The following is a 13,551-nucleotide window of genomic DNA, read 5'->3' on the forward strand; positions in this document are numbered from 1 at the left end:
CAAAGCATTTATGAGCTTCTTCTCTTGTTTTTTTATAGCGATATTGGCAAATAGCGGTTTAAATTCTGGGTGAGCGATGAAGAGGTTTTCGTAGAAGCTAGCGGCAAATTCATCAGCACGAGGTTTGATTTTCTCGAAACTTTGCTCTAAAAGTTCAACATTTAAAGACATATTTTTGTTCCTCTTTTGAAAGTTGCTCCTTCCTTGTCTAAAGGCCGGTTTTTTTAACTATCCGACTCTGATGAATACTTTTGATAGAGTGTTTGGAAGCGGAGAGTTTCTTGGCTGAGGCCAGGGCCAGATCTTATAAACTCAAATTTTCCAACTCTTGCCACAGGGTAGCCATAAACTCCTCTGCATCGTTGATGCCCATTTCTCCTAAAGCTTTCCACTCTTCACTGGTGTAATCTAAATCGAGTCCCATCACGTCTTGAGTCCAATAGGGCAAAGTAGATGGGTTTTCCATTAGATCGCAGGTTATTTTTAAGATTTCTGTTCCGGTCGTCTTTTTTCTAGCCTTTGTTGCCAAGCAAAAGGAGAGCAATTTCGCCAAATTACTTTCGGGTGGAATGGATATGAGAAGTGCCATATTTTGTGCTAGTACAAACTTGTCTAACTTCATTGGATATTTTCCTCTTCCTAGTTTTAAGGTATGGCAACCGCCCTGGCGGCGCAGGACGCAAAGCGCAGCACATCTTCGATCGCTGCTAACGCAAGCAATCAAACTGTGAGCTAATCTCCCCCTCCCAAACTGAGGCCATCTCCACCAGGGTTTTATCCCCATTAGTCTTGGCTTGAATCACTTTTTGACGTAGGTCGTAGCTGTTGTGCTGGGGCATGACTGAGTGCGTTAACGAAGCCTCCCGTAGGGAATCGTAGAGCGACAAAAGGGCTTACTTTCAGTTTATGCTACAACGGTCAGGCTTGGAAGGCTAAGTAGGCGGGTATATACCCGCCTACTTAACCATTCTCAAGAATAACTGACGCAATTGCCTGAAATCCCCCTAGTGATTGTAATCCCAAAAAATACGATTAATGTACTAAAACCAAAAAACAAAATGTACGTTAGATTCTATGTATATCAAGGCTTTTGAGCTTTAATATCTACCTTATCTACCTGAAAACCGCTATAGAGAGTTAAAACTGTTTTAAAGTTCCATTACAATTGGAGAGCAACTTAGATGTCAAGTAGTGCTGTAGCATTTCTCAGTAATTTTGGGATATTGGGGCTGATCGTTGTTGGTTTATATCTCCTATTCTTCGTGCTGCGGGTAGTTTTACGCCGACTACCAACCGATTTACCACTGGTAGCGTTGAATATCTCACGGGGCCCAATACTTCTGCTCGTCTGCTTCGTCGGAATGAATTTGTTATTAACGCAATGGGGAAGTAGTCTGGAATTTAACGGTCAGCCAGTAACGATCGGGCTAATCCAGAGAGGTCTAAGTGCACTTAATTTCTTAATAGTAACTTACTGGATTGCTCAACTTCTAACCCAAGTAGTTCTCTATGCACTCAAGCAGTATGCCGACCGCTCCGAAGCAATGTGGGATGATGTCTTAATACCCATACTCCAAAACATCCTGCCCTTTTTCACCTATTTCATTGGTGGATTGCTAGCTTTACAGCAATTGGGTTTCGATCTATCCGGTTTGCTAGTAACAATTGGGGGAGCGGCATTTATCCTCGGTTTTGCCTTAAAGGACATTCTGGCGAACTTTTTCAGTGGCTTAGTGTTATTGATTGATACGCCTTTCAGTTTCGGCGATGTTGTTGCTCTGTCAGATGGTTCGCGAGCAGTGATCAAAAAAATTGGTCTGCGGGTAACAACTATGTACTTAATCGATAGTCACTCTGAAATTTATATCCCTAATGCCAATTTCCAAGGTGAAAACATTATTAATCTTAGCCGTCCTACGAGTCACTATTACTACACCATTTCAATTCCCATCAAGGGTGATGTCGATCCAGCAAGAGCGATATCTCTGATGGAGAAAGTGGTACTTGCCCACCCCGATACAATGGGAGAACTAGAGGGTAAGCTGGAAGCAATTGACAATTACTACGGCCATTCTGGATCGGGGGTCAAACAGAAGTTAAAGCGAGAAGTTGGGCGGATGCGATTGCTCGCTGAGCAAGATGTCACCCGTATGCTCTTGAAAATTGAAATGAGCCTGAAGCAACTATTGGAGTTAATCTCCGATGCAGAACAGGGAGGATTAGATGCAGAAGAAATTAGAACAATCCAAAAACAATTTTTAGAAATTTGTCTGTCGATCGGTTTGGAAAGAAAAGCCGAACGTCAGGATAAGCGCAAGCGCAGCAAGTTAGTTGAAAGTGGAGGTGTTCACTCTAATAATACGCTCATTGGTCTAGTGAGAATCTGGTATCAATGCTGGCTAAAAGACCCAGATTTGTTTAAAGAGGATTTGGTAGCATTGCCAAGGGAATGGGAACAGAGAATTAATTTGTTGATTCTGAAACTCAATAAATTATATCAAATCACCAGCAATCCCGTCGGCATGGAAACTAGATTAGACGATCTAGTGGAAAGCTTTCAAGTTTGGATGAGCGAGAGTTTTAAGAGTTCTCGAAATCAATGGCAAGACCCGAAAATTTGGGTGAATGATGTCAGCGGAGACCAAAGTCGTGAGACAACGGTGCGCTTTTATGTTGACAGTATCAAGCTAGAGCATTGTGAGCGTGGAAATCGGATCAAGAGTGAAGTACGTCAGGATTTGGTTTGGCATCTAAGACAATCTTACTTGATGTAATCTTTCTGCTCTAGCTGTAACTTGAGGTTTAACCCTCAGTTACAGTTAGGGCAGAAGGTGGAAGTCTGACTTAACTTTAATCATAAAAATTTAAGTATTGAACCAGTCTAAATTATTGAATAAATCAGTAAATTTTTTAATCTTGAAACTAACGCTCTAAAAACTGTCGGCCAGAATGTGGCTAATTTTACATATCCGATCCAGCTCTACTGTTAATATCCTTCTGGTGAAACGATTCGGATTATGGTGTGAGGAAAAATGGATAAATTTACAACTGCGAGGAAAGCGACACTAATCGCTTCTCCGGTTTTCTCCTTGTCAATGTTGGTGGGATGTCTGGGAATAGCTTCAGTACCAGCAGGCGCGATCGCCCAACTACAGGATACCTCAACTTCAGAAGCCAAACTTCCAGAGCTAGCATTAGCAGAGAGCGATCGCACTTTATCTCCTCCAGAGGTAGCACCAACAGAGGAGAAAGTCACAGAAATTAACCCTACTACTGAGAGTGACTTATCTCCGACAGCAGCAGTACAACCGCCTCCAACAACTCCAATCGAACTAGCTGCTACAGACATCCCGAATCAAAGCTATCCCTTGTGGTTGTCTCAATCTCCAGTTTTAAACCCCCAATCTCCCGTAATTGCTGAAGTTCCGAAAATACCAGATTTCCCAACCGAGACGGGAACTGCTGCGGATCTTAGCGCTCCCGATGACTTTGCTCAAGTCACCTCAGTTTCTCAGTTGTCTGATGTACAGCCCACAGATTGGGCATTCCAAGCTTTACAATCTCTGGTAGAACGCTATGGTTGTATTGCTGGCTATCCCGATGGCACTTTTCGCGGTAACAGAGCTTTAACTCGTTACGAATTTGCCGCTGGTTTAAATGCTTGTTTAGACCAAGTTAATCGGCTAATTGCAGGGGGAACGAACAATTTAGCCACGAAAGAAGACTTAATCGCACTACAACGCCTCCAAGAAGAATTTGCCGCCGAATTAGCAACACTGCGGGGACGGGTAGACGCTTTAGAAGCTCGGACGGCGGAATTAGAAGCTAACCAATTTTCAACAACAACTAAACTTAGCGGTCTTGCTTGGTTTAATGTGACTGGAGCAACTGCAAACAAGCGTGTCCGAGTAGAAACGACGAATACAGACACTCCTCTAGCACTGAGACCGGCGGGGCGAGATCCGATTACAAATCGACCTGTTGTTCAGAGAGTTGATGACCCTGAAGTTACTTTTAGTCAGTTAGTTTGGCTGACGCTCACTACTTCTTTTACAGGTAAAGATCAATTAGTGACGCAGTTAGGTGTTGGTAATGGCGATTCGCCGGCAAATCAGTTTGCATCAGCGGGTCTTTATAATACCTTTGGAACTCCCTTTCTTGACCAAACAGCGGGTACTAATGCCAATCAATTTATTTTGCGAGAACTTTTTTACCAGTTCCCGCTTAGCGATCGCCTACAAGTCGTAGTCGGGCCGCGGATCAACTTTTACCGCTATTTTGACAATAATGCTTTTACCTTTTTCTTAAATGGAGCTAGCACCTTTAACTCGAACGGTAGCACTCTATCAAACGCAGTCGATCGCGGTGCTGGTGCTGTGGTTTTGTGGGATATCAATCGTCGGTTTAGGCTGCGTTTAGGCTATCTGGGCGAAAGCGATGAATTTTTGCCCGCTAACCCCTTTAATTCGGCTGCTGACCCCTCTAAAGGTTTGTTTAAGGGTACTAATTCAGCAACAGTTGAACTGGCATTTAGCCCTAGCAGTCGCGCAAATTTCCGGTTTCTCTACACTCGCTCTAATATCCAGCAAGTAGGCGGACAAGTCGGTGGTGCAATTGGAGAGCCGATTTACGGTGTGGCTGATGATGGTTACGGCGGCAAAATTGGCAATGCAACGGCGGATACTTTTATCTTCAATTTTGACTGGCTAGTTGCCCGCAACTTTGGTGTTTTTGGTCGCTACAGCTACGGCCGAACTAATATTTTTCCTAGAACCGATCGACCGGATGGCACGATTAAAGCTCAAGCTTATCAGATGGGACTTGCTTTTCCCGATTTGGGCAAAGATGGAGCTTTGCTAACTCTATCATTTCTAGTCCCGTTTGATGTTACTGGCGGTCGTCGATTCTTGGTGTCTGGAGGAGGAAATGGCGGTACTCAGTATGAATTTGAAGCTACTTACTATTTGCCAATTAGTGACAATATTGCTATTGTTCCGGCATTTTACTTGATTGGCAACGCCAATAATTTTGACAACAACCCCACTATTTATGTGGGTAATTTGCGAACGCAGTTTAGTTTTTAAAGGCTGAAGACTTGGAGCGGTTTTTAATTGCTGATGCACAACATCTTAATTAGCTAATAGCTAATAGCTAATTAAGATGTTGTACATAATTAAACGTAGAGTGGGCGCTCGCCGCAAAGAACCTGTAACTCATAGAAAAAGATGGTTTCGGCGAGCGCCCACCTTACAATTTTACTTGCTTTAGCTTGATCAAAAAGCATTTCAGGCTGGTTGTCACCCCCCGGAAACATTTTTATTTCGACGGAGTAAAACAATCTATTATCGAAGATTTATCGTTCAGTTATATTTCTGAAAACGAGCAATTATATTAAGTTTTGCAAAGAGTGGCTAGTCAAATCAGTCCATAGCTATAGAATCATAAAAGATAAAAATCCTTAAATAGATATTCGGCATGAGTTTCCATCTCATTGTTATCTATTGCCTCAGCTTTTGACAAATATCTGGGAACACAACAAACTGGACATTTTTCTAAAGCTGTCTAATTCAGTTCATCTATAAAAGCAGAATCAGAGGTCTAGGATGCGGATTTTATTAATTCAACCAAATTACCACTCTGGGGGCGCTGAAATTGCCGGAAATTGGCCTTCGAGTTGGGTTCCCTATGTCGGTGGAGCATTAAAAACAGCAGGCTTTACTGACCTTGAATTCATCGATGCGATGACCAAATATATCGATGACGATCGCTTAGCGGAAATCCTGCGCGATCGCCAACCCGATCTCGTGTTGGCAACGGCAATTACGCCGATGATTTATAAGTCTCAAAGCACCCTCAAGTTGGTGAAAGAAATTTGCCCGAATGCTAAAACAATTATGGGCGGAGTTCACCCAACTTATATGTATCGCGAAGTGTTAAGCGAAGCACCTTGGGTCGATTATATTATTCGGGGTGAGGGAGAAGAAATCACCGTTAATTTAGTACGAGCGATCGCCAATGGGACAGATAAAGAAGAACGGCGCGATATTTTAGGAATTGCCTTTTTAGAAGAGGGCAAAATTGTCGCTACCCCTGCTCATCCTCCGATCAAAGATTTAAACACTTTGACTCCAGATTGGAGCCTCTTAGATTGGGATAATTATATTTATACCCCTCTCAATACTAGGGTGGCAGTTCCTAACTATTCGCGGGGTTGTCCGTTCCGCTGTCGCTTTTGCTGCCAATGGAAATTCTGGCGCAAATATCGCTCGCGATCGCCTAAACATTTTGTCGATGAAATTGAGAATTTAGTCAAAGAACATAAGATTGGATTTTTTATTCTGGCGGATGAAGAACCTACTATCAACAAATCTCGATTCATTGCCTTATGCAAGGAACTAATCGACCGTAATTTAGGCATTCACTGGGGAATCAATACGCGAGTTACCGATATTCTCAGAGATGAAAAAGAATTGCCCCTTTATCGCCAAGCTGGATTAGTTCACGTTTCGTTAGGAACGGAAGCTGCCGCTCAATTAAACCTGAATTTATTTCGTAAAGAAACTACGATTGCAGATAATAAACGAGCGGTACAACTCCTGCGAGAAAACGGGATTTTGGCAGAAGTTCAATTTATCATGGGATTGCCAAACGAAACGCCAGAAACTATTGAAGAAAGCTACAAGATGGCGCGAGATTGGCAAGCGGATATGACTAACTGGAATATGTACACGCCTTGGCCTTTTTCCGAACTATTCCAAGACTTAGCGGATAAAGTTGAAATCCGCGATTATTCTCACTACAATTTCGTTACGCCGATTATTAAACCCGACAACATGACGCGGGAAGAAGTTCTCAAAGGCGTACTTCGCAACTATGCCCGTTTCTATTCGTGGAAATTCATTGAGTATTGGTTTGAAAAAGATCCGTTTAAGCGGCGTTATTTGTTGGGATGTCTTTGGGCTTTTGTGAAGACCACCCTTAACAAACGGTTCTATAATTTGCAACGGGTGAAGCAAAAAGGATTGCACACTGAAATTGAGTTCGGCTTTGATGAATCCAAGATTTTGAGTGCCGAACAAATGGCACAACTGAAACAGGATCGTCCGGCAGATATTGACTTTGTAGGCACGATTTCAGCTAGTGCTGGATTGAACAATGGGGAAGAATGCGATAGCTATACCAAAGTTCACGAGCAGCATGATATGATTCAGGTTGCTGTGATTGAAGACGATCAGCAAACTCGGATTGATTTGCGGGTGAATTTGAGAGCACAAACAGGGATTGAAGTTGCTAGCGAAGCAACGAATGCTGAAACGGGTTTGGTGTTGTTGGAATCGATCGATGTAGATGTCGCTGTTGTTGATAGTACGCTTCCCGATATGGATTTGGTGAAGTTTATTCGCAATGCGCGGAAAGTTCAGGCTAATTCCTACGTGATTTCGTCCAAAATTTTAGTGTTGATAACTCCCGATCAAGAATCGCTGTTATCAGATGCGTTAAAGGCGGGTGCGAATGGTTTTTGTTTGAAAGATGCAAGTATCGAACAATTAGCAGAGGCGGTACGAATTACGCATCGAAAAGGGAGTTATCAAGATCCAGCGATCGCTTCTCCTATAGAAGCAGCAGTAACCACAGGATAATTGCCACACAAGCGATTGCAAGCGGAGTTTCCCCCGAAGTAATCTGGGCGATCGATCTTCATCGATCGCCCAGATTGTTTCATAAATTTATCCAAAACGGAAACCCATCGATCGGGTAAAATCAATGACATGAGCGATCGCACATCTAACCCCAACATCCCCCCCCAAACCTGGAACCGTCCTATCGGCCTGGGTTGGGACAATCCCTACACCGTCCGTTACCCCAGCAATCTCGACGATGGCCCCTGGCATGGAATGCCCCTGGGCGGCTTTGGTGCCGGCTGTATCGGGCGATCGCATCGCGGTGACTTCAACCTCTGGCATATCGATGGTGGCGAGCACGTTTTCCGCAGTTTACCCGCTTGTCAATTCAGCGTCTTTGAAGAAATTGACGGCAAAAAACAAGCTTATGCCTTATCTACAGAACCCCCTACAGATGGTAGTTTATCTGCTTGGAAATGGTATCCGAGCGAATTAAAAATTAAAAATGAAAAATTAAAAAGTGAGGAGCAAAATTCAGATTCAAGCCTGAGTACTGGTAGTTATCATGCACTTTATCCTCGCAGTTGGTTTGTTTATGAAAATGTCTTTCAAGCACAATTAAGCTGCGAACAATTTTCGCCAATTTGGGCCGGAAACTATCAAGAAAGTAGTTATCCAGTCGCCATCTTTGAATGGATAGCCCACAATCCCACAGATCGACCAATTACTCTCAGCATCATGCTGACTTGGCAGAATACAGTCGGCTGGTTTACTAATGCCAATAAATCCCCAGAAATTAAAGTCAGAGATGATGGTAGTCCTGTTTATGAATATAATTCTCGCTGGGGAGAAAGTGGGGGAAATTTCAATCGCTTAGTAGAAGATTTTCACCGCATCGGCTGCGTGATGACACGGTTAAGTGCATCAGAAGAAGTAAAAGAAGGCGAAGGACAATGGGCGATCGCGACAGTCGCCAATGCCGCCGTAGAAGTATTTTATCAAACCCGTTGGAACCCAGCAGGCAGCGGCGAAGATATTTGGCGGCCCTTCTCACAAGAAGGCTTCTTGCTAGACGATCCCGATGAAACACCAGCCGCAGGAGGGGAACAACTAGCCTGCGCGATCGCAGTTCGCTTTACAATTAGACCGGGAAAAACTCGCAAGATTCCCTTTATTTTAGCTTGGGATTTTCCGATCACCGAATTTGCCCCCGAAGTTTGGTATTACCGCCGCTACACAGATTTCTTTGGTCGCAATGGCAAAAATGTCTGGTCAATAATTCGTACTGCTATGAAGCATTCGGATACTTGGCGAGAAAATATTCAAGCTTGGCAACAGCCAATTTTAGCCAGGGAAGACTTGCCAGATAGCATCAAAATGGCAATGTTTAACGAACTCTATGCCCTAACTGATGGTGGCACGCTTTGGAGTGCCGCTGACGAACGCGATCCCAAAGGTCAATTTGCAGTTTTAGAGTGCATAGATTATCGTTGGTACGAGAGTTTAGATGTGCGTCTTTACGGTTCTTTTGCCTTATTAATGCTATGGCCAGAATTAGATAAGGCAGTGCTTTTAGCCTTCGCTAGAGCGATTTTCACAGGAGACGATACCCCCAGAGTTATTGGCTGGAATCAAGCCTCAGCAGTGCGGAAAATTGCCGGGGCTACACCCCACGATTTAGGAGCTCCGAACGAACACCCTTGGGAGAAAACTAACTATACCAGCTATCAAGATTGCAATTTGTGGAAAGATTTACCCTGCGATTTTGTCTTGCAAGTTTATCGAGATTTCTTATTAACTGGTAGCACAGATTACGAGTTTTTGCAAGAGTGTTGGCCAGCAATTGTGGAAGCTTTAGCTTATCTCAAAACCTTCGATTTAGATGGCGATGGGATTCCTGAAAATTCAGGTGCCCCCGATCAGACTTTTGATGATTGGCAGATGCGGGGCGTGAGTGCCTATTGCGGAGGGTTGTGGTTAGCGGCGTTAGAAGCTGCGATCGCGATTGGTTCTTTACTGATTCAAAATCAAAGTAATGTAGAAGAATTAAACCAATCACCAATTACCAATTTTAACAAGGATTTCACGGATGTAAGTCTCTCACCAATTACCAATTACCAATTACCAATTACCAATTACCAATTACCAATTACCAATTACCAATTACCAATTACCAATTACCAAAATTGGTTAGAACAAGCTAAACCAATCTATCAACAAAGACTGTGGAATGGGCAATATTACCGATTAGATAGCGAAAGCGGTTCAGAGGTAGTAATGGCAGATCAATTATGCGGTCAATTCTATGCACGTTTATTAGGATTGCCCGATATTGTACCAGAAGAATGTGCGCTCAGCGCCTTAGAAACAGTGTATGAATCTTGTTTTATCAAGTTCAATCAAGGTGAGTTTGGTGCAGCTAATGGCGTTATGCTTGATGGTTCCCCAGAAAAGCCAGGTGCAACTCATCCTCTAGAAGTTTGGACGGGAATTAATTTTGGTTTAGCTGCTTTTATGATGCAGATGGGGATGAAGGAAAAAGCTTTAGAATTGACGGAGGTAGTTGTCAAGCAAATTTATGCAAATGGGTTGCAATTTCGGACACCTGAAGCAATTACAGCAACGGGAACATTTAGGGCTAGCCATTATTTAAGGGCGATGGCAATTTGGGCAATTTATCATGAATTGGTAATTGGTAATTGGTAATTGGTAATTGGTAATTGGTAATTGGTAATTGCTAATTGCTAATTGGTAATTGCTAATTGAGAATGGGTAATTATACCATCTCCGATTAAATACTTATCATTGCGAGCGAAGCGAAGCAATCGCAAGGTTTTGAGATTGCTTCGCTGTGCTCGCAATGACAATCAAGAGGGTAGTAAACCTGGATTTGGTATTGGTATTAGATGCGAGAAAGCTTAATACATGACTTATGCACGAGATACCAAAGATGCAGGAGGTGGGCACGATCTTAGTTTTAGGCGCGAAAGGTATGTTACTGAAACTATTAGAAGCTGCGATCGCATCCCCTAAAATCGCGCTTGAGGAAATACCCTTACAGCGCACTAAAGATGCTAGGCGAGTGCAATACATATCTGCGATCGCGCTTAAACTCGCTCATATCTGGCAACAACCAGCGATCGAAGTTGCTACCCAGCTTGCGGCTAAATGCCAAAAAGAGAGAGAAAAAAGAGGCTTTTTAAGTAAGGAAGATTTTACCATTGAAGTTTTGCCATCAACGATGATTTTGTTTGAATTAACCGATGTAAGTATCGCCGCCTGGTTGCAATATCTCACTGACACCCCACAGACGTTAGAGAAGGGAGAGAGTCAAATTAAATCTGTCTCTGTGGAAAGCGATCGCATCTTTCCAGTTCAATATAGCCATGCTCGTTGTTGTTCCCTGTTGCGACTAGCTGACCGCGATCGGATTATAGATCTTGTGGAGCGCGATCGGCAAACCAGCCCCCCACATTGGCAGATTATCAATCCCAACCCCATACCCTGGCTAAATTCTAACAACTGTCTGCGGTTAGTACACCCCGCAGAACTTAATTTAATTTCCCAATTATTTACAACTGTAGACACTCTAGCCTGCCTTTTTAACGGAGGTTTTGAAAAGCAGCTCATCACCAATAAATCGACAGATTGGATCAAATTAGCCCATACTTTAAGCGATGCTTTCCAGACGTTTTATAGTCAATGTCGCATTTGGGGAGAAGTGAAGACAGAAACACCAAAACTTGCTCAAGCAAGGTTAGGTTTAATACTAGCAACTCAAACCTTACTGCAATTTATACTGCAAGAATTATTAGGTGTAATCGCTCCTCTGGAACTGTAAAGTAGTGATTGAATCCAGAACTTACGCTCATGGCTATAGAAACCGGGTTTTTGAGAGCATCTGTGGGTAATAACGAAGCATTTTCGTAAAAAACTGCTGGTTGAGCGAAAGTCGAAACCCGGTTTCTTTGGTTGGGTGCGTAAGTCCTGTTCTAATCAGATCGATTAGAAATATTCTGTAACCAAGCTACTAAATCTGCTTCACTTGAAAAGTCCAGCAAAGCTTCGGCTAAATTCTCTAGCTGCTCAATAGATAATAGCCGAATCTGCTCCTGCAATTGGGAATTTACAGCACCAATGCGGCGAGTAAGTTGACGGTAAATCAACCCTAGAGCCTCTTCTTGGCGAACCTCCTGCCGAACTTCCTCTTTGAATTCCTCCAGAACTTCCTCCTTAACTTCCTGATAATACCTTGTCCTTTTCATCTCCCTTAATCCAAACATCCTTATCAACTCCTGACGACTTAAACTAGGTAACTTGTACAGCACAATTGTTTCTATCAAGTCTAGCACTTCCTGTTGTAGAGATACATTTGTAACTTCTGCTTGGGCTTTTTCCACCAATTCTCTGACTAATTCAGGAGTGCGCTTTTTAGTCTCCACCACTAGCTTCATCATACCAACTCCCAGAGATAAGTCAGCAATATCTCCCAACTCGCTTAAATACAAGCGAGTGACTTGCGAACTCTCCAGCAAAACCCGATATGCTTCTACCTCAGTGGGTTCCATACTACGCCTAGCAAACACCACCACTGCTTGCCAAGCTTTAGTCGGTGCATAAAGGCGTAAATACAAGAAAATTTCTGAAAACAAACGAGCGTACAACTCAGGATCTTTTTGAAATTGAACCTCTAGAAAATAAATAGGTTGTTCTCGCTGATTGACAATGGGGAGAAATACCCCGTCAATGCGAAAAGCTGTTTGCTTTAATTCCACAGAAGCAAACTCGTAAGCACTGGCTTCTGAAGCTTGACGATCGATTAGTTCAAAGAATGCACTGGGGAAAGTTTGAAACAAGCGATAAAAAATGGAATCGGTTTTCATTTTAGTAGAAAATACACTTAATTAATTATCTCCGATAAAGCTTCTAAGTTATGCTATAATTAGGTAGCATAAATATCAACTATACTCAATGACTTACTACGTAATCTACGACGGCAATTGCAATCTCTGCGTTACCTTAGTACAACTACTTGAAAACTTAGATAAAGGTCAAGAATTTCAGTATATACCTATGCAAGACAAAGAAGAGTTAGACAAATTTGAGATAACGCCTCAAGACTGCGAAATGGGCATGATCTTAATAGATGGAAACGCACCAGATCGCCGCTGGCAAGGCAGCAACGCCGCTGAAGAAATCGGTCGCTTACTGCCAGCAGGAAATATATTTGTTGCCACTTATCGCGCAATGCCAGGTCTGAAATGGGTAGGCGATCGCATCTACGAACAAGTCCGCGACAACCGCTATACGCTATTTGGCAAACGATCTACAACATACGAATCAACTTATCCAATCAGTTGCGGTATCAAAGGAAATTGCCAGCCTTAAACTGAACTATTAAACAGTTCAAATATTTGCCGACAAAAATGTTTCAGCTTTTCCGCCGACTCGGATGCTGGTTCCTTTGTCCCCGCAAAACCCCAATTATCCACCGTTGAAAATCGCCACTGTTGACCAGAATGATCGTAACCAGCGGCCTCAACTCCGATCGCGCGGCGATCGCCATCTACCGGATCGTCGTAAAATCGAATCTGGATTAAAATGCTGCGGCTTTGCAGCAACCGACTCCTACCGGGGAAGTGAAACCCAATGTCAATAGAATCAGGATCGACGAGTTCCCTAGTATCCGCGTCATTCATCCAAGGTTTGAGATCCACTCTCGCATCCGGGAATTGCGACTTGAATAAATTTACAACAGCAGCAATTTTGCTGGCGACTTCAATATTCCTAGCTTGTTCAGCAGCGTTCACCTTCAACACTCCTACAAAATATAGTGCCAATAGCTTTAGATAACAATGTAACTACATCCTGCGGAATGTAGACTGTGAAGGGCGGACATTTTTAAGAAGGGGCTAGGGGCTAGGGGCTA

General features: G+C 43.1%; 10 protein-coding genes. 6 read left to right on the forward strand and 4 right to left on the reverse strand.

Annotated elements, in window-relative coordinates:
• Window positions 1-304: 304 nt before the first annotated feature.
• Entirely contained in the window at window positions 305-622 is a 318-nt protein-coding gene (locus PN499_RS06910) for a hypothetical protein (RefSeq protein WP_272030951.1), read from the reverse strand.
• Window positions 623-1,181: 559 nt separating this feature from the next.
• Between PN499_RS06910 and PN499_RS06915 the strand changes: the two genes are divergently transcribed.
• The 3 genes from PN499_RS06915 to bchE all read left to right on the forward strand — a co-directional run bounded on the left by PN499_RS06915 (window position 1,182) and on the right by bchE (window position 7,640).
• Entirely contained in the window at window positions 1,182-2,774 is a 1,593-nt protein-coding gene (locus PN499_RS06915; protein ID WP_272030952.1) for a mechanosensitive ion channel family protein, read from the forward strand.
• 258 nt (window positions 2,775-3,032) lie between these two features.
• Window positions 3,033-5,084: an iron uptake porin gene (locus tag PN499_RS06920; RefSeq protein ID WP_272030953.1), complete on the forward strand. Its 2,052-nt coding sequence runs from the start codon at window positions 3,033-3,035 to the stop codon at window positions 5,082-5,084.
• Between the two features lie 519 nt (window positions 5,085-5,603).
• A complete protein-coding gene (bchE, locus tag PN499_RS06925) occupies window positions 5,604-7,640 on the forward strand; it encodes a magnesium-protoporphyrin IX monomethyl ester anaerobic oxidative cyclase (protein WP_272030954.1) in 2,037 nt (678 codons plus the stop codon).
• Here bchE and PN499_RS06930 read toward each other — a convergent pair.
• Window positions 7,589-7,771: a hypothetical protein gene (locus PN499_RS06930; protein ID WP_272030955.1), complete on the reverse strand. Its 183-nt coding sequence runs from the start codon at window positions 7,769-7,771 to the stop codon at window positions 7,589-7,591. The genes bchE and PN499_RS06930 overlap by 52 nt on opposite strands.
• On the opposite strand from PN499_RS06930, the gene PN499_RS06935 reads away from it, so the two are divergent.
• Together PN499_RS06935 and PN499_RS06940 are read left to right on the forward strand one after the other, a co-directional pair.
• Window positions 7,770-10,328, forward strand: a complete 2,559-nt coding sequence (locus tag PN499_RS06935) for a GH116 family glycosyl hydrolase (RefSeq protein ID WP_272030956.1) — start codon at window positions 7,770-7,772, stop codon at window positions 10,326-10,328. The genes PN499_RS06930 and PN499_RS06935 overlap by 2 nt on opposite strands.
• A gap of 226 nt (window positions 10,329-10,554) precedes the next feature.
• Window positions 10,555-11,463 carry a DALR anticodon-binding domain-containing protein gene (locus tag PN499_RS06940; RefSeq protein ID WP_272030958.1) on the forward strand — a complete coding sequence of 303 codons (909 nt, stop codon included), beginning with the start codon at window positions 10,555-10,557 and terminating at the stop codon, window positions 11,461-11,463.
• Window positions 11,464-11,614: 151 nt separating this feature from the next.
• Here the strand turns inward: PN499_RS06940 and PN499_RS06945 are convergent, their stop codons facing one another.
• A complete protein-coding gene (locus tag PN499_RS06945; RefSeq protein WP_272030959.1) occupies window positions 11,615-12,505 on the reverse strand; it encodes an Rpn family recombination-promoting nuclease/putative transposase in 891 nt (296 codons plus the stop codon).
• 88 nt (window positions 12,506-12,593) lie between these two features.
• Here PN499_RS06945 and PN499_RS06950 point away from each other — a divergent pair, with 88 nt between their 5' ends.
• Window positions 12,594-13,010, forward strand: a complete 417-nt coding sequence (locus tag PN499_RS06950) for a thiol-disulfide oxidoreductase DCC family protein (RefSeq protein WP_272030960.1) — start codon at window positions 12,594-12,596, stop codon at window positions 13,008-13,010.
• Here PN499_RS06950 and PN499_RS06955 read toward each other — a convergent pair.
• Complete coding sequence (locus tag PN499_RS06955) at window positions 13,007-13,432, reverse strand: hypothetical protein (protein WP_272030962.1); 426 nt, start codon at window positions 13,430-13,432, stop codon at window positions 13,007-13,009. The two genes, PN499_RS06950 and PN499_RS06955, sit on opposite strands and share 4 nt — an antisense overlap.
• Window positions 13,433-13,551 lie beyond the last annotated feature (119 nt).

Source organism: Kamptonema animale CS-326 (genome assembly GCF_028330895.1).
Taxonomy (GTDB): Bacteria; Cyanobacteriota; Cyanobacteriia; order Cyanobacteriales; family Microcoleaceae; genus Kamptonema; species Kamptonema formosum.

Excerpts from the sequence above, each read along its gene's own strand:
- PN499_RS06910 (WP_272030951.1), bottom strand. The coding sequence starts at position 622 with ATGAAGTTAGACAAGTTTGTACTAGCACAAAATATGGCACTTCTCATA.
- PN499_RS06915 (WP_272030952.1), top strand. The coding sequence starts at position 1,182 with ATGTCAAGTAGTGCTGTAGCATTTCTCAGTAATTTTGGGATATTGGGG.
- PN499_RS06920 (WP_272030953.1), top strand. The coding sequence starts at position 3,033 with ATGGATAAATTTACAACTGCGAGGAAAGCGACACTAATCGCTTCTCCG.
- bchE (WP_272030954.1), top strand. The coding sequence starts at position 5,604 with ATGCGGATTTTATTAATTCAACCAAATTACCACTCTGGGGGCGCTGAA.
- PN499_RS06935 (WP_272030956.1), top strand. The coding sequence starts at position 7,770 with ATGAGCGATCGCACATCTAACCCCAACATCCCCCCCCAAACCTGGAAC.
- PN499_RS06930 (WP_272030955.1), bottom strand. The coding sequence starts at position 7,771 with ATGTCATTGATTTTACCCGATCGATGGGTTTCCGTTTTGGATAAATTT.
- PN499_RS06940 (WP_272030958.1), top strand. The coding sequence starts at position 10,555 with ATGCACGAGATACCAAAGATGCAGGAGGTGGGCACGATCTTAGTTTTA.
- PN499_RS06945 (WP_272030959.1), bottom strand. The coding sequence starts at position 12,505 with ATGAAAACCGATTCCATTTTTTATCGCTTGTTTCAAACTTTCCCCAGT.
- PN499_RS06950 (WP_272030960.1), top strand. The coding sequence starts at position 12,594 with ATGACTTACTACGTAATCTACGACGGCAATTGCAATCTCTGCGTTACC.